This window comes from Burkholderia savannae, assembly GCF_001524445.2.
GTDB classification, from domain to species: domain Bacteria; phylum Pseudomonadota; class Gammaproteobacteria; order Burkholderiales; family Burkholderiaceae; genus Burkholderia; species Burkholderia savannae.
Window position 1 is genome coordinate 899282 of record NZ_CP013418.1, and the last position, 20481, is coordinate 919762.

The window sequence follows — 20481 nt, forward strand, 5'->3', positions numbered from 1 at the left end:
CACGACATGTCGACACCCGCCTCCTCCCTCGAAGCGCTCCGCACGCTGCCCGCGCGGCGGCCCGGCGTGCGCTGGGCGCTGCGCGTCCTGCGCTGGGCGCTCACGCTCGCCGTGACGTTCGCCGGGCTCCTCGCGCTCACGTTCGTGATCGGCCGCAAGGTGCCGATCGATCCGGTGCTCGCCGTGCTCGGCGACCGCGCGTCGGCGCAAGCCTACGCGGCCGAGCGCATCGCGCTCGGGCTCGACAAGCCGCTTGCCGCGCAGTTCATGATCTACGTGCGCGAGGTGCTGCACGGCAATCTCGGCATGTCGCTGCTGACCTCGAACCCGGTGCTCGACGACATCAAGCGCGTGTTTCCCGCGACGCTCGAGCTCGCGACGCTCGCGACGCTGATCGGCGTCGCGCTCGGCGTGCCGCTCGGCGTCGCGGCGGCCGTCAGGCACAACCGGCCGATCGATCATGTCGCGCGCTTCGTCGGGCTGATCGGCAGCTCGGTGCCGGTGTTCTGGCTCGGGCTGATGGGGCTGCTGCTGTTCTACGCGCGGCTGCACTGGGTCGCGGGGCCGGGACGGCTCGATCCCGTCTACGACGGCATGGTCGACACGCGCACGGGCAGCCTGCTGATCGATTCGGCGCTCGCCGGCGAATGGGACGTGTTCGGCAACGCGCTGTCGCACATCGCGCTGCCCGCGGCGATCCTCGGCTACTACTCGGTCGCCTACCTGAGCCGGATGACGCGCTCGTTCATGCTCGATCAACTGAGCCAGGAATACATCGTCACCGCGCGCGCGAAGGGGCTCGCCGAGCGCCGCGTGATCTGGCGGCACGCGTTCGGCAACATCGCGGTGCCGCTTCTGACCGTGATCGCGCTCACGTACAGCAACCTGCTCGAAGGCTCCGTGCTCACCGAGATCGTGTTCGCGTGGCCCGGCATCGGCTCGTCTCTGACGGGCGCGCTGCTGAACGCCGACATGAACGCGGTGCTCGGCTGCACGCTCGTGATCGGGATCATGTTCATCACGATCAATCTGCTGACGGACGCGCTCTACCGCGTGTTCGACCCGCGCGCCCGCTGACCCGCCGCGCGCATCCGACCGTTTCCGCCACGAACACGCACACATGAACGCTTCACCCCACCGCTCCACGCCGAATCCCGCCGCGCCGACGCTGCGCGCGTGGCTCCTGTCCGACGCGCCGGCGTCGCGCCGGCAGGCGACGCTCGGCCTCGCCTACCGCCGTTGGCGCCGCTTTGCCGGCAATCCGCTGAACCTCTTCGGGCTCGCGATCCTCGCCGCGCTCGTCGCGATCGCGATCGTCGCGCCGCTCGTCGCGCCGCACGATCCGCTACGCCAGGTGCTCGCCGACCGGCTGCTGCCGCCCGGCTCGCCGTCGCACTGGCTCGGCACCGATCAGCTCGGCCGCGACATCCTCTCGCGCCTCGTCGCCGGCTCGCGCGTCACGCTCGGCATCGCGATCCTCGTCGTCGCGATCGTCGTGCCGATCGGGCTCGCGATCGGCACGACCGCCGGCTACTGCGGCGGCTTCGTCGACAGCGCGCTGATGCGGATCACCGACATCGCGCTCGCGTTCCCGAAGATCGTGCTCGCGCTCGCGTTCGCGGCCGCGCTCGGGCCGAGCGTCGTCAACGCGGTCGTCGCGATCTCGATCACCGCGTGGCCCGCGTACGCGCGGCTCGCGCGCGCGGAGACGCTGCGCATCGCGAACGCGGACTTCATCCACGCGGCGCGCCTGCAAGGCGCATCCGATCTGCGCATCGTGCTGCGCTACGTGGCGCCCCTTTGCCTGTCGTCGGTGATCGTGCGCGCGACGCTCGACATGGCCGGCATCATCCTGACCGTCGCGGGCTTGGGCTTTCTCGGGCTGGGCGCGCAGCCGCCGAGCCCGGAATGGGGCTTCATGGTCGCGTCGGGCCGCAACGTGCTGCTCGACGCCTGGTGGGTCGCGACACTGCCGGGCGCGGCGATCCTCATCGTCAGCATCGCGTTCAACCTGCTCGGCGACGGTCTGCGCGACGTCTTCGATCCGCGCCATGGAGCCTGACATGTCCGCTCGCCCCGGTTCTCCGAACACGCCGCCGCTCTGCGAAATCGAAGGTCTTCGGATCGGCTTTCGCACGCACGACGGCACGCTCGTCGAAGCCGTGCGCGACCTGTCGCTTTCGCTCGCGCCGGGCGAGCGGCTCGGCGTCGTCGGCGAATCCGGCTCCGGCAAGTCGCTGACGGGCCGCGCGCTGCTCGGCCTGCTGCCCGCCGCCGCGCAATGGCGCGCGAAGGCGCTGCGCTTCGACGGCCGCGACCTGCTCGCGCTCAACGCCCGCGAGCGGCGCACGCTGTGCGGCGGCGCGATGGGCATGATCCTTCAAGATCCTAAATATTCGCTGAACCCCGTGATGACGGTCGGCAAGCAAATGGCCGAGGCGTTCCGGCTGCGCGAGCCCGGCCTGCGCGGCCGCGCGCTGCGCGAGCGGATCGTCGGCACGCTCGCGTCGGTCGAGATTCGCGATCCGGCGCGCGTCGCCGACGCGTATCCGCACGAGCTGTCGGGCGGGATGGGCCAGCGCGTGATGATCGCGATGATGGTGTCGACGGGCCCGCGCCTGCTCGTCGCCGACGAGCCGACGTCCGCGCTCGACGTCGCGGTGTCGATGCAGGTGCTCGCGGTGCTCGACGACATGATCGCGCGCCATCGCACGGGCCTCGTGTTCATCAGCCACGACCTGCAGCTCGTCACGTCGTTCTGCGATCGCGTCGCGGTGATGTACGCGGGGCGCGTCGTCGAGACGTGCGCGGCGCGCGATCTCGCCCGCGCGTCGCATCCATATACGCGCGGCCTGCTCGCCGCGACGCCGCCGCTCGTGAATCCGCCCGACGAGTTGCCGGTGCTCGAGCGCGATCCCGCGTGGCTTGCGGAGGCGGCACGATGAGCGGCGCACCGATGATCGACATCCGCGACGCGTCGATCCGCTTTCCAACCCGCACCGGCCACGTGGACGCGGTGCGCGGCGCGAATCTCGCCGTCGCCGCGGGCGAGGCGTTCGGGCTCGTCGGCGAATCCGGCTCCGGCAAATCGACGCTGCTGCGCGCGCTGACGGGCCTCGTGCCGCTCGCGGGCGGCGCGCTGTCGATCGACGCGCGCCCGATCGAGGGCAAGCTCGACCGCGCATTCCGCCGCGACGTGCAGATGGTGTTTCAGGACCCCTACGCATCGCTGCATCCGCGCTTCACCGTCGACGAAACGCTGCGCGAACCGCTCGCGATCCACCGGATGCCGGATGCGGACGAGCGGATCGCGCGCGCGCTCGCCGAGGTCGGGCTCGGCCCCGCGTTCCGCTTTCGCTATCCGCATCAATTGTCGGGCGGCCAGCGGCAGCGCGTCGCGATCGCGCGTGCGCTGATCGTCGAGCCGCGCGTGCTGCTGCTCGACGAGCCGACGTCGGCGCTCGACGTATCGGTGCAGGCGGAGATCCTGAATCTGCTGAAGCGGCTGCATCGTGAACGCGGGCTGACGATGATGCTCGTCAGCCACAATCTCGCGGTCGTCGGGTTCCTGTGCAGCCGCGTCGCGGTGATGCGCGACGGCGCGCTCGTCGAACAGCTCGGAATCGAGGACGTGCGCGCGGCGCGCGTCGGTTCCGAGTACACGCGAACGTTGCTGCGCGCGACGCAAGGCTATCGGCGAGCGGGTTGACGGGCGAGCGGGTTGCGCCGACCCTCGGCGGCGCTCGTGCGCGGGCGGCACGCCGCGCATTGCTTCGCCGATTGTCTGCTTCAGGTGATTCGCCGTCGCCCGCACTCCGCCAGGCACGAGGATCTCGCGTTGTTCGGCACGTTGACGATGCTCGCTTGATGCGTTCCCGACTCGTGCGGCGCGGCACACGACGCTCGGCGCAACGTGCCGCCGTCACGCCCGATGCGGCAGCCGTGGTCCGTGGTCCGTGATCCGTGACCCGATCGACCGGCATCGCGCGAAACCGTCTCTGTCACGAACGCGCACCCAATACGTCGCACCGCTAACGACGCGTCCGCATGCGTCCGTTCGACGCAGCGCGCCGACGCGCCATCGCGGCCCTCGCATCACCGATGCACCCACGCCCCCCGGGCCCGCCCGCATGCCGCCTTGCATTCGCGGCGCGACGCTTCTATCTTAAAAGCGTCGGCGTCGTTCGAGCGATGCCGAGCCGTTCGTTGTCGACGCAACCTTCTAATCCGTCCGCATCAAGTTTTCGCATGCACTGCCGTTTACGCAATTAGCTTCGCAGCGTATCCGCAGCACGCCGTTCGGAACGTTGCGCAGCGCCCATTCGCGTGGAGCACTCTATGCAACGTTCATCGCTCATTGCGTCCAGCCTGTTGGCCGTGTCGATGTTTGCGCTTTCCTCCGCAGCCCACGCCCAGCAGACCGGGGGGATCATCCGCTTCAGCGGCATGATCGTCGAGCCGCCGTGCTCGTTCTCGATCACGAGCGGCGCCGGCGCGCAAGCGCAACTGCAGCCCGCCTGCCCACGTCCGGCCAAAGGCGACGTCACGTTCGTCGATCCTCAAAGCGGCGCCGCGCTGCGCACGGTGAAGTTCACCGAGCAGTCGCGCGCGATTCCGCTGCCCGCGGGGCGGCCCGGCGAAACGTCGCGCATCGTCGCCGTCGTGTCGTATCTGTAGCGGCCCGCGCGAAACGAGTGTTCGCCGTTGCGCGGATTGCGGCACGCGGCAGCATGCGGTGTTCGGTGTTCAGCACTCGGCGCACGACGTTCTCCATCGGTCAAACGACACGACCGCCATCGAACCCGACACCCTGTCTCGTCAGTCGCGATTCGCGTCGAGCCATGCGCTGAAACGCTGGATCTTCTGCTGTTGCGCGACGCTGTCCGGATAGACGAAGTAGTAGCGCGCGCCCGTCTTCTGCACGATGTCGAGCGGCATCGCGAGCCGCCGTGCGGCGAGATCCTCTTCGCTCAGCGTGAGGTCGCCCAGCGCGACGCCGAAGCCTTGCGTCGCGGCGCTCGTCGCGAGATCGAGCGAATCGAAGCTCGGCCCGCGGTCCGGGTCCACGCCGGTCACGCCCGCATAGTCCAGCCAGCGGCGCCAGTCTCGATGATCGCGCGTCGGATGCAGCAGCGTGTGGCCCGCGAGATCGTCGACGCCCGCGAGCGGCTTGTCCTTCAGCAGCTCCGGCGAGCATACGGGCGTGAGCCGCTCGTCGAAGAGCGGCACGGCCGTCACGTCCGGGCCGGGCGACATCCCATAGACGATCGCCGCGTCGAACGGCTCGCTCTTGAAATCGACGTCGTGCCGCCATGTCGTCGTCATCTGCACGTGCAAATCCGGATGCTCGCGCTGAAAGCGCATGATGCGCGGCAGCACCCAGCGCATCACGCAAGTCGGCACCTTCAGCGCGAGATCGGTGCGCTGCCGCGTGAGCCTCAACGAAATGTCCTCGATCCGCGCGAAGCTCTCGACGACGACGGGCAGCAGTTGCTCGCCCTCCGCCGTCAACGTGAGCCCGCGCGCGTGGCGCATGAAGAGCGGGAAGCCGTAATGCGCTTCGAGCGACTGGATCTGGCGGCTGATCGCCCCTTGCGTCACGCACAGCGCTTCGGCTGTACGCGTGAAGCTGCGATGGCGCGCGACCGTCGCGAAGATCTGCAGGGCATTCAAGGGCGGGAGGCGGCGCATGGCGGTCGACGGCTGGACTGAAGTAACTCGGCGATTCGGAGACGCGCGGGCGATTCGACGAGCGATGCCTGCGGGCGAGCCGTCACGATAAGCGAAATGCGGCTGTTGCGCGAGCATGGACGCCGCATGCCGTTGCGCGACGCGTCCGGCGAAACGGCTCGGTGCGCGCCGAGCCCGCCGAGGCGGCCATTGCGGCGAGCCTCATCGGAGCGATTCGCGCGTCGCCGACTCGCATATCGTTCGCGCCGAACTCACGTCGAAATCATGCGGAAATCGCGTCGACATCGCGCCGTTATGACAGACGATTATCGGCGTCAGCGTCATGAAGCGCGAGACGGGCGACAAGCATGCCGCGCTGTCCGCCCGAAGCGGCGAACGCGCTTCGCGCTTCGTATTGTCGATTCGATGTCGACGGCGAACCGGCGGCCGGTGCGCGGCGCGCCCGCATTCGACATGCGCCGATGCCGACCCGCGCCGCCCGCAGCACACGCGCAGCATCTACCACGCCTCTACCGGGCGGCCTCATGACGCGCGCAGTCCGGCGGACTGCATCGCTGCAGCGCCACGGCGCGCGGCCATCAACGCCGCGCCGATCCATGCATCGAGCGCCGAATTCGCCCGCACCCCGCACATTCGCCGGCGCATCGGCCCCGCGCCGCCCGGCGCAACCACCCAGCCGCATGCGCCGCGCAGGCCGCCGGGCGGTTCACGTCGAGCATGCCGAAACGGCTTGCTCCGCGACGCCGTCAGGCAAACGCCCGCGCGGCGATGCGCGCCGCCGAAGCGATCACGTCGCTGCGCGCCTGCGCGTTCTTCTCGCGCATCGTCGTGTAGACGACGAACACGATCGGCGCGCGGTTCGGCGGATATGCGACGCCGATGTCGTTGCCCGTTCCGTAGTCGCCCGTGCCGGTCTTGTCGGCGACGCGCCAGTCGGCCGGCACGCCCGCGCGAATCCGCGCGTCGCCCGTCTTGTTGCCGAGCATCCACGCATCGAGCTGCGCGCGCTGCGCGGCGCCGAGCGCGTCGCCGACGAGCAGCCGACGCACGCTCGCGGCCATCGCGGCGGGCGTCGTCGTGTCGCGCTCGTCGCCGGGAATCGCCGTGTTCAGCTCGGTCTCGCGGCGATCGAGGCGGAACGTCGTGTCGCCGATCGAGCGCGCGTACGCGGTGACGGCCTGCGGACCGCCGAGCAGCGCGATCAACAGGTTCGCCGCGGTGTTGTCGCTGTACTGGAGCGTCGCCGCGCACAGCTCGGCGATGGTCATGCCTTTGCCGACATGCTTCTCGGTGATCGGCGAATAGTTGACGAGGTCGCGCTTCGTGTAACGGACCCGGCGCTGCAGCAACTCGGCGTCGCCCGCGCTGCGCGCGAGGATCGCGGCCGACAGCATCGTCTTGAACGTGCTGCAAAACGGGAAGCGCTCGTCGGCGCGATACGCGATGCGCGTACCCGTCGCGGTATCGAGCGCGACGAAGCCGAGGCGACCGTCGAACGTCGACTCGAGTTCGCGCAATTGCCGCTCGGCGGCGGTAACGCCGTTCGAATCGCCGCGCAGCGGCGCGCATGCGCCGACGAGCGGCACAGAGACGGCCGCGGCGAGCAGCGAACGGCGCAACGGAGAATGGTTCATAAGCGGATAGCGAGAAGATTGAACAGAAGCGGATCGGGCCGCGCGGCACTCGCGCCCGCGATCTCGCGGCCCACGAGCGTATCAGTTCTCGTCGCACGAATCCGTGTGAAATTGTGGCCGTCCCGTGCTCGCCCACGCGTACGGCGACGCGCGCTCGCGGCCCGCTCGCCGCCCCACTTCCGTTCGCTTGCCCCCGGCGTGCCCGGCCGCTATCCCTGCTGCCGGCCCGGCAGATACTGCATCGGATTGACCGGCTTGCCGTCGCGCCGGACTTCGAACAGCATCCCCGCGCGCGCGCCGTCGCCCGTGCCCATTTCGGCGATCTGTTCGCCCTGCTGAACAACGTCGCCCGTCTTCACGAGCACCTTGCGGTTGTGCGCATATGCGGTCAGGAAATCCGCGTTGTGCTGGACGAGGATCAGCGTGCCGTAGCCGTTCAAGCCCGTGCCCGCGTACATCACGCGGCCGGACGCCGCCGCGCGCACGGGGTCGCCCGCATGTCCGGCAATCCGGATGCCGCGATTGCGGCCGGGCTGGAAGGTTTCGACGATCGCGCCCTTCGCCGGCCACGCGAGCGCGATCGACTGCGCGTGGCGCTTCGTTTCCTGGACCACGCGACGGTCCGCCGCGCGATCCGCGGCGCTTTCGGGCGCCGAAGCAGGCTGCGGCGCGCCGGCCGAGGTCGCGCCGCCGGCGGGCGCCGCGCCCGCGCTGCTCGCCGCATCGGCTGCGCGAGCGGCGTCGGCGGCATTGCCGGGCGCACGCGCGGCATCGGCACCGCTCGCCGCCTGCGAAGCGGCCGCGTTTTCCGCGCCGGGCGGCGCGATCCGCAGCGTTTGTCCGATGGCGATCCGGGTCCGGCGCCCGAGGCGATTCCAGGTTTGCAGATCGCGCACGGTGCACCCATTCGCTTGCGCGATCGCGGATAGCGTATCGCCGCGCTTCACGACGTAGCGTGTCACGACGGGCGCCGGCGCGGCTGCCGTGTCCTGATGCTGCGCCGCATCGCCGGGCTGCGGCGCGGACGCCGCCTGCGCGGCGCTCGCCGACGACGCGGCCGCGCCGGCGAGCGTATCGGTGGGCGCGACGGGCGACGTGGTCGCGCAGCCCGCGACCACGAGCGCTGCCGCCACGCCGGACAGCCACGCGACACTGCGGTCGATCTCGCTCTTGCTCATGCTCGAGACAACTCCGGTCATGGAATTTTTCGAGCATCTCAAAAATCGCCGGAAGCGCGTGTAACCGGATGCAAGAATGATGACAAAATCGCAGCGAGCATTGCCGATGCTGGAATTGAATCGATCGAGTCTCACGGCGAACGAAATAATTCGCCGGCGCGGCGACACGAACCCTCTTTTGACGCCGAGCGAAAAATACATGTTCAGCGCGCAAAAACAGGCGATCCAAGCCCATTTCCGCCGATCGATCGCGTTTTCAGGCACGCCGCTCGACGGCTCGCACAACCGCGGCCCGGCGCGCCGCATGATGAATTCGCGCGCCGCGCCGGCCTCGGTCACGCGCGTCACAGGTACTGCACGCTCAGCGTCGAAAACGCGAAAGCGATGCCGCAACAGAGAAAGAAGATGTGCAATGCGATCTTGAACGCCAACTGCCAAGACGGGTTGCTACCCATGCGCGCCTCCGGGCCGACGAACGAGTGGACATGATGCGCGGCAATTCGTCGCACGAAAATGCGGAACCGGCGAAGCGGGCCTCAGGCACCGCCTGAACGCGGCGCCCCGCAATCCTGTTACCGTATCGGCCATTACAACGACAACGCAAGCAAGCTCCATGCGATTCGACTTGACCGATCTGCGACTTTTCCTGCACGTCTGCGAGGCCGGCAGCATCACGGGCGGCGCCGAGCGCGCGCACATGACGCTGCAATCCGCGAGCGAGCGCATCCGCGGCATGGAGGAAGAGCTCGGCGTGCCGCTTTTGCAGCGCGCGAAGCGCGGCACGCGCGCGACCGAAGCCGGCCGCGCGCTCGAGCACCATGCGCGCGTCGTCCTGCAACAGATCGACCATATGCGCGGCGAACTGCAACAGTTCGGCGCCGGGCTGCGCGGCCACATCCGCCTCCTCAGCAACACCGCCGCGCTCAGCGAATATCTGCCCGACGCGCTCGCCGAATACCTGCCGCGTCACCCGAAGCTGTCGGTGAGCGTCGAGGAGCGGTCGAGCCAGGAGATCGTTCATGCGATCCGCGGCAAGACCGCGGATTTCGGGATCGTCGCCGATTCGGTCGGGCTCGACGGGCTCGAGCAGATGCCGTTTCGCGAGGACTGGCTGATCGCCGTCGCGGCGGTCGACCACCCGCTCGCCGCGCGCGAGCGGGTCGCGTTCGCCGAGCTCGTCGACGCGGACTTCATCGGCATGACGGACGGCAGCGCGCTGCAGGTCCACCTCTCCGAGCAGGCGAAGGCGCTTGGCAAACGGATCGACTACCGCGTCCAGTTGAAGAGCTTCGACGCGATCTGCCGGCTGATCGAGCGCGGCGTCGGGATCGGCATCGTGTCGCGCCACGCGGCGCTGCGCGCGCAGCAGACGATGCAGATCCGCCTGATCGAGCTCACCGATCCGTGGGCGCACCGCCGGCTGACGATCTGCGCGCGCAGCTTCGACGAATTGCCCAAGTACACGCGCGACTTCATCGCATTTCTCGCGCATGATCCGGGCAAGAACGAGTCGTGCGCGGCTTGAGCTCGGCGGCGGATAGGTGGATAGGTGGATAGGTGGATAGGCGGATAGGCGGTTCGGCCGCGGTGCGTCGGTCGGCGGCCGCTCGTTCGAGTCGAACCAACAGATCGACCGCTGTGCGCAGCGAGTCGACGCGAGCATTTCAATTCCGATACGCACGATCCGAATTCGCAGGCGGACATGAACGGCGCATACGCGCTGCGATTGATCTGCGTCGCGCAGCAAACGCAAACCTGACGCGTCGGCCAAATCACTCGATTCTCGAATCGGCCTGCACTGGATCGGCAGTCGCTCGAGATGGACAAGGCAGGCCCCGACGGGCGGGTCGTATTACGGTCGTCGCACGCCGCTTCGAGCGTCAGCGAACAGCCGGATACACGGCGAGGCGACAGCCCGCCGACGCGCGTCCCGCATGGCGCACGCGCCTGCCGTCAATCAGGAGGAAATGGAGGAAAACGAAGTGAGGCTCGGCGGCCCCGAGCGTCGGCGATGTCGCGAAACATCGATTGAAACGCCCCCGCGACGGCACACATCGGGCCGTTTCGCGCCGGCCGCGCACGCAAAAGCAAAACCCACGCATCAGGCGATGCAGCCGTCCCCGCCTGATCGATAAAGCCGTTCAGCCGGCCCGAACGAGCCGGCTGAATGCAAAACTCCAATTTGAACCGGCCGGCGGCGGCACGTCGATCGATCGCGCGCCGCCCGCTCGGCCGGTGCGATCAGAACTTGTGGCGGATCGCCGCGCGGACCGCGAACTGGTTCGCCGACGCCGACGGGCCGTCCGTGCCGACGACATAGCCGCCGTCCGCGATGGTGCCCGTCTTGTCGCCCGCGACCTTCTGCCATGCGCCCTGCAGATAGACGTCGGTGCGCTTCGACAGGTTGTAGTCCGCCATCAGGCCGACGGTGTGGTACTTCGGCTTCGCGGTGCCCGCGGCCGCGTCGAACTTGCCGTCCGTATACACGTACTGCGCGCCGATGAAGAGCGCCGGCGTCAGCTGGTACTTGCCGTTGATTTCGAAGTTCTGGAACTTCGTCGCGGTCAGGCCGAGGCCCGTGAACGTCGACGACGGCAGATACACCGTCGAGACCGGATTCTTGATGTCCGCCTTCGTGTACACGAAGCCGACCGTCGCCGGGCCGAACGTGTAGTTGACGCCGCCGCCGAAGATACGCAGGCGATCGGCCGTGAAGTTCGCGTCGTTGTCCGCGATCGCGCCGCCCGCCGTCTTGCCCGGGTTGTTCGCCTGCAGATATGCGGCGGCGAGTTGCAGGCCGCCCAGCGTATAAGCGGCGCCGATGCTGTACTGACGGTTGTTCGAGAAGCCGGTCGCGTTGCTGAAGCTGTACGTGCCGCCGACTTGCAGGCCGTTCCAGTCCGGGCTCGCATACTTGATCGTGTTGTTCACACGGAAGGAGTTGTCCGTGTTGTCGTTGTCGAACGGGTGCGAGAACAGCGTGCCGCCCCAGTTGCCGTTCGCGGTCAGCGGCGCGAGGTAGTCGACGACCGAATCGTACTGACGGCCGAGCGTCAGCGAGCCGAATTGCGTGTGCGACAGGCCGACGAACGCCTGGCGGCCGAACATCCGGCTGCCCTGGCCGAGCTTGCCGCTATTCAGGTCGAAGCCGTTTTCCAGCGTGAAGATCGCCTTCAGGCCGCCGCCCAGGTCTTCCGAGCCGCGCAGGCCCCAGCGGCTGCCTTGCGCGAAGCCGCTCGCGAGCTGGTAGTTGCTCTTGCCGATGCCGTTGACGTTCACGTTGCTCGTGTAGTTGAAGCCCTCGTCGATCACGCCGTACAGCGTGACACTGCTTTGAGCGAAGACCGGCGCGGCGAACGCGAGCAGTGCGGCGGCGGAAATGGCTTGCTTTTTCATTATCGATATCTCCAGACCTTGTGTTCGGCGGCCTCGCACATGCGAAGCCGCCACGACGCATGTGACGTTTCGGCGCCCCCTTTCGGGGCGTTTCATTTCGGGGGGCATCTCGGGCGCATCCCGCCTCGTACGGCCGACGCCTCGGGATTGCTGCACTGGGGGAAATACTGTCATGCAAAAAATGCAACGTCCATGTTGGTGCATCACTTTTTTACATTTCGTTGCGTATTGCCAACTGCCGTGTCGGGAATTCGTCAGACTCGTCCGTAACTTCGCGTAAACCCGTAACCCTCGCCATCGATGGCACAATGCGCGAGCATCGTTGTCTGAATCCGATCATGTAGCGTGCCGCCCCCCACCATGCGCCATTTGTCCGCCCCCGTTTTCGCCGTTCGAGCCACGCACCGCGTCCGCCGCGCGTCGCCGCGCGCCCGCGACGCCGCATGAACGCCGCGCCAGCCCAACGTTACGCCGAGCTCGACTTTTTTCGCGGTCTCGTGCTGCTCATCATCGTCGTCGACCATATCGGCGGCAGCATGCTGTCGCGCGTCACGCTGCACGCCTACGCGCTCTGCGACGCGGCCGAAGTGTTCGTGTTCCTCGGCGGCTTCGCGACCGCGATCGCGTACAACTCGCTCGCCGCGCGCCACACCGAGTCCGCCGCGCGCCAGCGTTTCATCAAGCGCGCGTTCGAAATCTATCGCGCGTTCCTGTTCACGGCCGGCCTGATGCTTTTCATCACCGCGATGCTCAACGCGTTCGCGATCGACGCGCCGAACATGCCGACCAACGATCTCGACGGGCTGATGCACGCGCCGCTCGCCGCGCTGCGCGACATCCTGCTGCTACGGCGCCAGCCGTATCTCGCGTCGGTGTTGCCGATGTACGCGTTCTTCGCGCTGCTCGTGCCGCTCGCGCTGCCCGTCGCGCGCAGCCGCTGGTGGTGGCTGCTCGTCGCCGCCAGCGCCGCGCTGTGGCTCGCGGCGCGCAAGATCGCCGGCTATCTGCCGACCGTCGACGGCGTGCCCTGGGACTTCAATCCGTTCGCATGGCAGTTCCTGTTCCTGCTCGGCATCGTCGCGCGCTGCCAGCCGATCTACCCGGTGCTCGCGCGGCGGCCCGTAGGCTGGTTCGCGACCGCGGCCGCGATCGTGGTGGTCGCGGCCGGCGCGTACTACCGGCTGCGCATCGAACCGTTCCCGGCCGATCCGTCGATCAAGCAGAATCTCGGCGTGCTGCGGCTCGCGAATTTCATCGCGATCGCGTGGCTCGCCGCGAAGCTCGTCCACCTCGGCTGGATGCATCGGATCGCGCAGGCGATGCCGTGGATCGGCACGATCGGCCGCCAAGGCCTGCTCTGCTTCGTCGCGGGCACGGGCATCTCGCTGCTCGTCGATTCGCTGCTGTACGCGGCGACGGACGGTTATCTGAACGTGCCGCTCGGCCTCGTCGCCGACGCCGCCGCAGTCGGCCTGCTGTACGTCGTCGCGAAGCTGTACGCGCCGCTCGTCGCGCGGGCGTCCGAGTTCGTCAGGCAATGGCGGCTCCCGCAGCGGCCGCCCCGGCTGCCGCTGCGCCGCCCGCGGCGCTGAAAATCCGCATACGGCCGTCATTCGCTGCTGCTAGCATATCGGCGCCCATTCCCATTACGCCGTCATGCGCCGATTCGTCTTGCCTCTCGCCGCGCTGCTCGCCGCCGCGCTCCATCTCGCCGCGCACGCGGCGCCCGCCAGCAGCATCGTCACCCGCACGTTCCGCTCGCAAGCGCTGCACCGTGACTGGTCCTACACCGTCTACCTGCCCGCGGGCTACAACCCGGAAGGCGCGCGCTATCCGGTGCTGTATCTGCTGCACGGCAACGCCGGCAACGCGAACGACTGGATCACGCAGGGCCGCCTGCAACTCACCGCCGACGCGCTGATCGAGCGCCGGGACATTCCGCCCGTCGTGATCGTGATGCCGCAAGGCGGCACCGACTGGTACGTCGACCGCAAGGAAAAGATGCAGAGCGCGTTTCTCGACGATCTGATGCCCGACGTCGAAGCGCATTACGCGGTGTCGAACCAGCGCGCGGGACGCGCGATCGGCGGCGTGTCGATGGGCGGCTTCGGCGCGCTGCGTTTCGCGTTCCTCGAGCCGGAGCGCTTCTGCGGCGCGATGCTGCTGAGCCCGGCCGTCTACGCGAACGAGCCGCCCACGGGCTCGGCCGCGCGTTACGTCGGCGTGTTCGGCGACAAGCAGTTCGACCCGAAGGTCTGGCACGAGCTCAACTACCCGGCGCTGTGGCGCAGCTACTTCGCGCAGCCACTGCGGCTGCGGATGTTCATCGCCGCCGGCGACGACGATCTGTCGATCCAGGCCGAGTCGAGCGTGCTCTACACGAGCCTGCGGCGCGCGCAGAATCCGGCCGCGCTGCGGATCGTCGACGGCGCGCACACGTGGGACGTGTGGCGCCGCCTGATCGCGCCTGCGCTCAAGTACACGCTCGAGTGCGTGAAATGAGCGCGACGCGGCACGCGGCGAGATCCCAGGCCGCGCAGCCGACGCTCTTGAAGAAGACCGGGGTGCCTTGCAACGGCTCGCTCGGTGTCGGTGTCGGTGTCGGTGTCGGTGTCGATTTCGAAGCTGATGCGGTCGCGGACGCGGTCGCGTACGTTTGCTCCTTTGCGCGCAGCGCGTCGGCAAGCGAGCGCACACGCGTCCAGTCGACGCCCGCGACGATCAGGTCGCCCGCTTCGTGGCGCGCGCCCGCCGGATCGTCGACGTAGAGCGCGCTGCCCGCGATCGTCCGCGCGCCGACCTCGGCCGCGTCGGGCGTGAACGCGCCGACGCCGACGACGAGCCTCCCCGCTCGCGCCGCCTCGTCGTAGACGGGCGTGGCGCTCGTCGTCGACGTGATGACTGCGTCGAGCGTGTCGGGCAACGTATCGCCGTCGAGCGGCTCGGACGGCTCGAACGGCTCGAGCGTCGGCAACACCGCTCGCAGACGCGCGCAGAACGCCGCGGCCTGCGCGGCCGTTCGCGCCTTCACGCGCACGCGCAAGCCGGGAAACAGCGCGGCGAGCGCGTCGACGTGGTGCGCGGCCTGCGTGCCGGTGCCGATGAGCAGCACGTCGCGCGGCGCGGCGCGCAGGAACGTGCGGATCGCGAGCAGCGTGACCGCGGCCGTGCGGCGGCCCGTGACGGTCGGGCCGTCGAGCGCGAAGAGCGGCTCGCCCGTCGTCGGCTCGAAGACGCTCACCTGCCCCTGGATCGTCGGCAAATCGCCGCCGCGATTGCGCGGACACACGGTCACGAGCTTGTGGATCGCGAGATCGCTCGCCGACGCGGGCATCGACAGCATCGCGCCGCCTTCGTTGAGCGGCACGACGAGCCGCGCGGGGCTCGCGATCCGGCCGTCGGCCGCGTCGAGCGCCGCGGTGCGCAATGCGTCGACCAGCTCGGCGAACGGCGTGAGGCGCGCCGTCTGCGCCGCGTCGAAAACCGCTGTCGTCATCGTTTGTCCTCTCGAAGGGGCTTCGGAGTCGGAGGCTTTGCTTCTTCGGGGCTTCGGGGCTTCGGGGCTTCGGGGCTTCGGGGCTTCGGGGCTTCGGGGCTTCGGGGCTTCGGGGCTTCGGGGCTTCGCGCACTTCGAGTTCCCATGTGCGTTTCGGTGCTGCTATCCGACTTCGCGTTTCGTGTCGTCGACGTCGGCGTTCCCGGCTTCGTCGATGCGTCGGCGTCGGTTCAATGATTCGGCGATTCGCCTCGGCGCCTCGCCCCCCTAGCCCCTGAATCTCCGAGCTCCAAACTCCAAACCCGGAATCACGCATCTCCGAATCGACAAATCGCCGAACGCCCAACCCCGAAACATCAGCATTGACGACGAACGTCGATCGGCGCGCGTTCGGCCTCGACCGCAGCGATCGCGCCCGGCCGGCGCCGCCTCGCCGCACCGCCCGGCCTCGGACCCGGCTCGCACGCGGCCAACACACCGCCCGACGCCATCACACGCCATCGTCGGGCACGTCGAGCCCGAGCGCGTCGATCACCTCGCGCGCGTTGCGAAACGCCTCGACGGCCGCCGGCGCGCCCGCGTACAGCGCGCTGTGCAGCAGCACCTCGCGAATCTCGACGAGGCTCGCGCCATTGTTCAACGCACCGCGAATATGCCCCTTGAGCTCGTGCCCGCGGCCGAGCGCCGCGAGCATCGCGCACGTGCAAAGGCTGCGCGTCTTCAGGTCGATGCCGCCGCGCTGCCACGTGCTGCCCCACGCGTGCTCGTTCAGCCATTCCTGCAACGGCCGCGAAAAGCCGTCCAGATCGCTCATCGCGCGCTCGACGAACGCGTCGCCCATCACCTGCGTGCGGCGCGCCTTGCCCCGCTCGCGGTCTGCTTCGCTCATGCCGCTCTCCTGTCCTGAATGGGATGATCGTAGTGGAATCCGGTTCGGCTCAGATGCTACACGGCTTCAATCCCGTCGCCCGCCCTTCGCGCTCGAGGTCTTTCCCCAATTGCGGCGACGTCGTCGCTCGCGTGCGTTGCGCACGCCGCCACGCGCCCCCCGCAAGCGAATTCCGGATCGTCAATGAATCACATCACGAATATCGAATAGGCAAACCGGCAATCGCCGTCTAGACTTTCTGCAACTCGTGCGTCGGCGACGCACACCTGCGCCGACCGCCGGGCGCACGATGACGGCAGCCGCACGCGAGCACGCCGGCTGGCGGCTGACGGCCGACGGCCGACGGCCGACGCTTCGAGCGCGTCGCGAGCGCCGCTCGCGTGTGGAAGACAAGATACCGAAGTCAAAATTCAGGAGATCCGACCTTGGATGATGCACGCCGCGTGACTTCGTTCAGTCACGACGAATTGACTTTCGACGTCGTCGATACGGGCCCGATCGACGGCGAGATCATCGTGCTGCTGCACGGCTGGCCGCAGACGGCGAAATGCTGGGCGCGCGTCGCCGCCGCGCTCAACGCCGACGGCTACCGCACCGTCGCGCCGAACCAGCGCGGCTATTCGCCGGGCGCCCGCCCGCGCCGGGTCGGCGCATACCGGATGCAGCATCTCGTCGGCGACGTGGTCGCGCTGATCGAGCGGCTCGGCGGCGGCCCGGTTCACGTCGTCGGGCACGACTGGGGCGCGGCCGTCGCGTGGGCGCTGGCGGGCCGGCATCCGGCCGCCGTGCGCACGCTCACGACCGTGTCGGTGCCGCACTCGGGCGCGTTCATGCGCTCGATGCTCAGCAGCGACCAGTTGTTCCGCTCGTACTACATGGGCCTGTTCCAGTTGCCGAAGCTGCCGGAACTGTTCGTCACGCGCTGTCGCGGGCTGTTCGGAAAAATGCTGGCGAGCACCGGGATGACGCGCGACGAAGTGGACGCCGTCTATGCCGACATCGTCGATACGGGCGCGCTGACGACGTCGCTCAACTGGTATCGCGCGATGGCGCTGACGCCGCCCGGCTACCTGACCCGCAAGGTGCCCGTGCCCGTCATGCATATCTGGGGCGCGCGGGATGCGGCGCTGTCGCGGCGCGGCGCCGAGCTCGCGCGCGATTTCGTGAGCGGGCCATATCGGCTCGAGGTGCTGCCGCACGCGACGCACTGGATTCCCGAGCACGACGCGGACAAGCTCGCCGCGCTCGTGCGCGAATCGATCGCGGTGCGGCCGGGCCCGGCGCCCGGCCCGCTCGCGGCCGCGCCGGCGAGCTGATCGGCGGTTCGCCGGGCGCGCGGCGCGGCGTGCCGCAGCGCCGGGCTCAGTCCGTCGGGGCGATACCCGCGCGCTCCATCGCGCGCGTCGACTGGATCACGACGAGCGTATCGCCCGCCTCGATCCGGCACGGCGAATCTTCGTAGAACGACAGGATCTTGCCCGCGCGGTCGAGCCCGACGACGAGCGCGCCCGTCACCTCGTTCGACATGCAGCCGATCTCGTGCGCGGCGGCCGGCCGCTCGACGAGCGTCGCGCGGCCGCGTGTCGACAGCATGTCGTTGACGAACGGCACGATGTAGCGGCTCGCGACCGCATCGGCGAGCAACAGCGCACCGATCTTCGTCGACGACACGATCACGTCGGCGCCCGCCTGCCGCAATTGCCGCTGATACAGGTTCTCCTGAATCCGCACGACGATCTTCGTATCCGGCGCGATGCTGCGCACGGACAGCGTGAGCAGGATCGCGGTCGGATCGTCGGTGACCGAGATGATGACCGCCTTCGCGCTGCGCACCTGCGCCTGCTGCAGCAGGTCCTCGTGCGCGGGATCGCCGCAAAGCCCCGTCACGCCGAGCGCGGCGGCCGCCTCGAGCGCCTGCTCCTGCGAATCGATGACGATCAGCGTCGCCGGATCGACACCGCTTTCGAGCAGCTCGCGCACGGCGATCGAGCCGCTCAGCCCGTAGCCGCAAATCACGATGTGATCGCGCAGATTTTTTTGCAGGCGCTTCATGCGGAACTCCTCGATGACCCGTTGAATCACGAATTGATAAGCCGTGCCGAGAAAAATGAACCAGATGCCGATGCGGATCGGCACGATGAAGAACGCGTCGATGAGCCGCGCGCGCGCGGTGACGGGCACGATGTCGCCGTAGCCGACCGTCGCGACCGTGACCATCGTGAAATAGACGAGATCCGCGATGCTCATCGGCACGCTCTTCGTCGAGTCGCGCAGGCCGTCGCGATCGAGATACAGCACGAGGAACGCGAGCGTGCACAGGCCGACGACGAGCGCGAGGCGAAACGTCAGCGTGCGCAGCGGCGACGCGGCGGGCCGCGTGAACAGCGTGCGCGCACGCGGCGCCGTCCACGGCGCGCGCGCGCGGCGCAGCCGAAAGCGCAGCGACTTGCGATGATCGGATGGCGACGGCAAGTATCTTCTCCAGAACGGGGCGTCGCGATTTTACGCCGCGAAACGCCGCCGCGCGCGGCGCAAACCGTCGTCGCGCGGCGTGCGCCGCGTGCGAACGCCCAAGGTTTGACGATCTTTGACGTGCGCCGCGCCGACGGCGACGCCGCCGTTATCATGATGGCCGTCGCGCGCGCTCCTCTCGCCGACGCTACAGCATGCTCGTCGGCCGCCGCATCGTGCCGTCGACGAAGCGCGCCGCGCGAAACGCGGACAGATCGAGCGACGTCGCGCCGGTGTCGACCCACTCGGCGAGCAGGCGGCCGACGATCGGCCCCATCGCGAAGCCGTGCCCGCAGAACCCGGTCGCGACCGCGAGCCCGTCCGGCGTGCGCGGCGCGTCGATCACCGGAATGCCGTCGGGCAGCACGTCGATCAGGCCGGCCCACGCCTCGACGATCTGCGCGTCGCGCAGCGCCGGAAAGATCGCCTTCAGCTTCGCGAGCGCGCGCGGCGCATGAGCCGGATTCGGCTGCGGATTCGGATCGCGCGGCTCGATCGCCGATGCGCGGCCCGCGACGCGCGTCGTCAGATCGCGCCACGCCGCGCCGTTCAGATGGAAGCGGAATTTCTCGCGCTGCGCCCACAGCTCGGGCAGGAACAGGCTCAGCCCGCGCAGATGGCCGAGCGTCACGTCGACGTCGACCTGCATGTCGTCCGCGAGATTGATCGCGCCGTTCGCGCGCTGCCGGATGCCGAGGCCGTGCCCCCAGATCGTCGACACGGACACGGCGGGCAGCGCGTTCGTACGCATGCAGGTGCCGCGCACCGCCTGCTGCGGCAGCCGGATGCCGACGCCGTCCAGCAGGTGAAAGCTCGTCGCGCCCGCTGCGCAGATCACGCGCCGCGCCTTCACGACGCCGCGCTCGGTGACGACGCCCGTCACCGAGCCGCCCGACGTATCGATCGCGGTCACGCCGCAGCCTTCGAAGAAGCGCGCGCCGGCTTCGGCCGCCCGCGCGGCGAACGCGGCGGCGACGCGGCGCGGCTCCGCCTGGCCGTCGCTCGCCGTGTAGAGGCCGCCGAGCGCGGGCGCGGCGAGGCCGCTTACGCGCGCGTCGATCTCGGCGCGCGCGAGCGTGCGCGTGTCGAGCCCGTGCGTGCGCGCGATGTCCGTCCATTGCTGGAACGACGCCCAATCGTCGTCGTTGCCGGCGATATAGAGACAGCCGCCCTGCCGCCATTCGAGATCGGCGTCGAGTTCGCGCTCGAGGCCTTCCCATAGGCGCATGCCGGCCATCATCAGCGGCACTTCGGCGGCTTCGCGGCCCTGCTGGCGCACGAAGCCCCACGCGCGCGTCGACTGCTGTCCCGCAATGCGGGATTTGTCGAACACGACCGCCTTTATCCCGCGCAAACCGAGATAATAGGCGGCCGCGCAGCCCATGATGCCGGCGCCCGCGATCGCGACGTCGGCTTGCGACGGAAACGGCTCGTCGGCGCGAGCGAGCGTGTTGTAAAGCGGATAGGTCGTGGTCATGTCGGTAGTTCTGACGAAAGCGCCATCGGCGAAAACCCGTCACAGTAACTTGAGGAAACACCTTTCACAGAAAAACGCACACTAGTGCGCAGGACGAACTTTGTTTTGCGGTAAAGTTATCTTTCTACGCGTGGCCGGTCGGCTCGCCTCATCCGACGGCATCGAACGATGCCGTACCGTGCGCCATCCGGCGCTCCGTTCTGAATTAT

18 protein-coding genes are annotated in these 20481 nt (G+C 68.8%); 10 read left to right on the forward strand and 8 right to left on the reverse strand.

Annotation, left to right across the window (positions count from 1 at the left end; translation table 11 throughout):
• Window positions 1-6: 6 nt before the first annotated feature.
• The 5 genes from WS78_RS24915 (at window position 7) to WS78_RS24940 (ending at window position 4677) form a co-directional block, all read left to right on the forward strand.
• Window positions 7-1077 (forward strand): ABC transporter permease, encoded by a 1071-nt coding sequence (locus WS78_RS24915; protein WP_059582567.1) that lies wholly within the window; start codon window positions 7-9, stop codon window positions 1075-1077.
• Window positions 1078-1120: 43 nt separating this feature from the next.
• Window positions 1121-2062, forward strand: a complete 942-nt coding sequence (gene nikC, locus WS78_RS24920) for a nickel transporter permease (RefSeq protein ID WP_038746928.1) — start codon at window positions 1121-1123, stop codon at window positions 2060-2062.
• A 1-nt stretch (window position 2063) separates the two neighbouring features.
• Entirely contained in the window at window positions 2064-2945 is an 882-nt protein-coding gene (locus WS78_RS24925) for an ABC transporter ATP-binding protein (protein WP_038746931.1), read from the forward strand.
• Window positions 2942-3709: an ABC transporter ATP-binding protein gene (locus tag WS78_RS24930; protein ID WP_186448620.1), complete on the forward strand. Its 768-nt coding sequence runs from the start codon at window positions 2942-2944 to the stop codon at window positions 3707-3709. Before WS78_RS24925 ends, WS78_RS24930 begins: the two co-directional genes overlap by 4 nt.
• Before the next feature lie 629 nt (window positions 3710-4338).
• Window positions 4339-4677: a type 1 fimbrial protein gene (locus tag WS78_RS24940; protein WP_059582461.1), complete on the forward strand. Its 339-nt coding sequence runs from the start codon at window positions 4339-4341 to the stop codon at window positions 4675-4677.
• 141 nt (window positions 4678-4818) lie between these two features.
• Here WS78_RS24940 and WS78_RS24945 read toward each other — a convergent pair whose 3' ends face one another.
• From WS78_RS24945 to WS78_RS24960, 3 genes are all read right to left on the reverse strand, one after another.
• A complete protein-coding gene (locus WS78_RS24945) occupies window positions 4819-5691 on the reverse strand; it encodes a LysR substrate-binding domain-containing protein (RefSeq protein ID WP_059582464.1) in 873 nt (290 codons plus the stop codon).
• 746 nt (window positions 5692-6437) lie between these two features.
• On the reverse strand, window positions 6438-7325 hold the full coding sequence (gene blaPEN-bpc / locus WS78_RS24955; protein ID WP_038746943.1) for a PEN family class A beta-lactamase, Bpc-type: 888 nt from the start codon (window positions 7323-7325) through the stop codon (window positions 6438-6440).
• A 209-nt stretch (window positions 7326-7534) separates the two neighbouring features.
• Window positions 7535-8524, reverse strand: a complete 990-nt coding sequence (locus WS78_RS24960; RefSeq protein WP_442854951.1) for a peptidoglycan DD-metalloendopeptidase family protein — start codon at window positions 8522-8524, stop codon at window positions 7535-7537.
• A 55-nt stretch (window positions 8525-8579) separates the two neighbouring features.
• Between WS78_RS24960 and WS78_RS36295 the strand changes: the two genes are divergently transcribed.
• Together WS78_RS36295 and WS78_RS24965 are read left to right on the forward strand one after the other, a co-directional pair.
• Entirely contained in the window at window positions 8580-8927 is a 348-nt protein-coding gene (locus WS78_RS36295) for a hypothetical protein (RefSeq protein ID WP_156437559.1), read from the forward strand.
• A 189-nt stretch (window positions 8928-9116) separates the two neighbouring features.
• A complete protein-coding gene (locus WS78_RS24965; protein WP_059582472.1) occupies window positions 9117-10028 on the forward strand; it encodes a LysR substrate-binding domain-containing protein in 912 nt (303 codons plus the stop codon).
• Between the two features lie 716 nt (window positions 10029-10744).
• Here WS78_RS24965 and WS78_RS24970 read toward each other — a convergent pair.
• Window positions 10745-11899, reverse strand: a complete 1155-nt coding sequence (locus WS78_RS24970; RefSeq protein WP_038746952.1) for a porin — start codon at window positions 11897-11899, stop codon at window positions 10745-10747.
• A 443-nt stretch (window positions 11900-12342) separates the two neighbouring features.
• Between WS78_RS24970 and WS78_RS24985 the strand changes: the two genes are divergently transcribed.
• Both WS78_RS24985 and WS78_RS24990 read left to right on the forward strand, forming a co-directional pair.
• Window positions 12343-13491 carry an OpgC domain-containing protein gene (locus tag WS78_RS24985; RefSeq protein ID WP_038746955.1) on the forward strand — a complete coding sequence of 383 codons (1149 nt, stop codon included), beginning with the start codon at window positions 12343-12345 and terminating at the stop codon, window positions 13489-13491.
• Between the two features lie 64 nt (window positions 13492-13555).
• Complete coding sequence (locus WS78_RS24990) at window positions 13556-14401, forward strand: alpha/beta hydrolase (protein WP_038746957.1); 846 nt, start codon at window positions 13556-13558, stop codon at window positions 14399-14401.
• On the opposite strand, the gene WS78_RS24995 is transcribed toward WS78_RS24990, so the two are convergent.
• Both WS78_RS24995 and WS78_RS25000 read right to left on the reverse strand, forming a co-directional pair.
• Entirely contained in the window at window positions 14373-15395 is a 1023-nt protein-coding gene (locus tag WS78_RS24995) for a delta(1)-pyrroline-2-carboxylate reductase family protein (protein ID WP_059582477.1), read from the reverse strand. The genes WS78_RS24990 and WS78_RS24995 overlap by 29 nt on opposite strands.
• A 490-nt stretch (window positions 15396-15885) precedes the next feature.
• Window positions 15886-16284, reverse strand: coding sequence for a carboxymuconolactone decarboxylase family protein (locus WS78_RS25000; RefSeq protein WP_038744153.1), 399 nt, complete (start codon window positions 16282-16284; stop codon window positions 15886-15888).
• Window positions 16285-16709: 425 nt separating this feature from the next.
• Here WS78_RS25000 and WS78_RS25010 point away from each other — a divergent pair, with 425 nt between their 5' ends.
• A complete protein-coding gene (locus tag WS78_RS25010; RefSeq protein ID WP_038744152.1) occupies window positions 16710-17600 on the forward strand; it encodes an alpha/beta fold hydrolase in 891 nt (296 codons plus the stop codon).
• A gap of 46 nt (window positions 17601-17646) precedes the next feature.
• Here the strand turns inward: WS78_RS25010 and WS78_RS25015 are convergent, their stop codons facing one another.
• Entirely contained in the window at window positions 17647-18756 is a 1110-nt protein-coding gene (locus WS78_RS25015) for a potassium channel family protein (protein WP_038744149.1), read from the reverse strand.
• Between the two features lie 187 nt (window positions 18757-18943).
• Complete coding sequence (locus tag WS78_RS25020) at window positions 18944-20272, reverse strand: NAD(P)/FAD-dependent oxidoreductase (protein ID WP_059582481.1); 1329 nt, start codon at window positions 20270-20272, stop codon at window positions 18944-18946.
• Window positions 20273-20481: the final 209 nt, after the last annotated feature.

Coding starts and splice junctions, on each gene's coding strand:
- WS78_RS24915 (WP_059582567.1), top strand. CDS start 7: ATGTCGACACCCGCCTCCTCCCTCGAAGCGCTCCGCACGCTGCCCGCG.
- nikC (WP_038746928.1), top strand. CDS start 1,121: ATGAACGCTTCACCCCACCGCTCCACGCCGAATCCCGCCGCGCCGACG.
- WS78_RS24925 (WP_038746931.1), top strand. CDS start 2,064: ATGTCCGCTCGCCCCGGTTCTCCGAACACGCCGCCGCTCTGCGAAATC.
- WS78_RS24930 (WP_186448620.1), top strand. CDS start 2,942: ATGAGCGGCGCACCGATGATCGACATCCGCGACGCGTCGATCCGCTTT.
- WS78_RS24940 (WP_059582461.1), top strand. CDS start 4,339: ATGCAACGTTCATCGCTCATTGCGTCCAGCCTGTTGGCCGTGTCGATG.
- WS78_RS24945 (WP_059582464.1), bottom strand. CDS start 5,691: ATGCGCCGCCTCCCGCCCTTGAATGCCCTGCAGATCTTCGCGACGGTC.
- blaPEN-bpc (WP_038746943.1), bottom strand. CDS start 7,325: ATGAACCATTCTCCGTTGCGCCGTTCGCTGCTCGCCGCGGCCGTCTCT.
- WS78_RS24960 (WP_442854951.1), bottom strand. CDS start 8,524: ATGACCGGAGTTGTCTCGAGCATGAGCAAGAGCGAGATCGACCGCAGT.
- WS78_RS36295 (WP_156437559.1), top strand. CDS start 8,580: ATGATGACAAAATCGCAGCGAGCATTGCCGATGCTGGAATTGAATCGA.
- WS78_RS24965 (WP_059582472.1), top strand. CDS start 9,117: ATGCGATTCGACTTGACCGATCTGCGACTTTTCCTGCACGTCTGCGAG.
- WS78_RS24970 (WP_038746952.1), bottom strand. CDS start 11,899: ATGAAAAAGCAAGCCATTTCCGCCGCCGCACTGCTCGCGTTCGCCGCG.
- WS78_RS24985 (WP_038746955.1), top strand. CDS start 12,343: ATGAACGCCGCGCCAGCCCAACGTTACGCCGAGCTCGACTTTTTTCGC.
- WS78_RS24990 (WP_038746957.1), top strand. CDS start 13,556: ATGCGCCGATTCGTCTTGCCTCTCGCCGCGCTGCTCGCCGCCGCGCTC.
- WS78_RS24995 (WP_059582477.1), bottom strand. CDS start 15,395: ATGACGACAGCGGTTTTCGACGCGGCGCAGACGGCGCGCCTCACGCCG.
- WS78_RS25000 (WP_038744153.1), bottom strand. CDS start 16,284: ATGAGCGAAGCAGACCGCGAGCGGGGCAAGGCGCGCCGCACGCAGGTG.
- WS78_RS25020 (WP_059582481.1), bottom strand. CDS start 20,272: ATGACCACGACCTATCCGCTTTACAACACGCTCGCTCGCGCCGACGAG.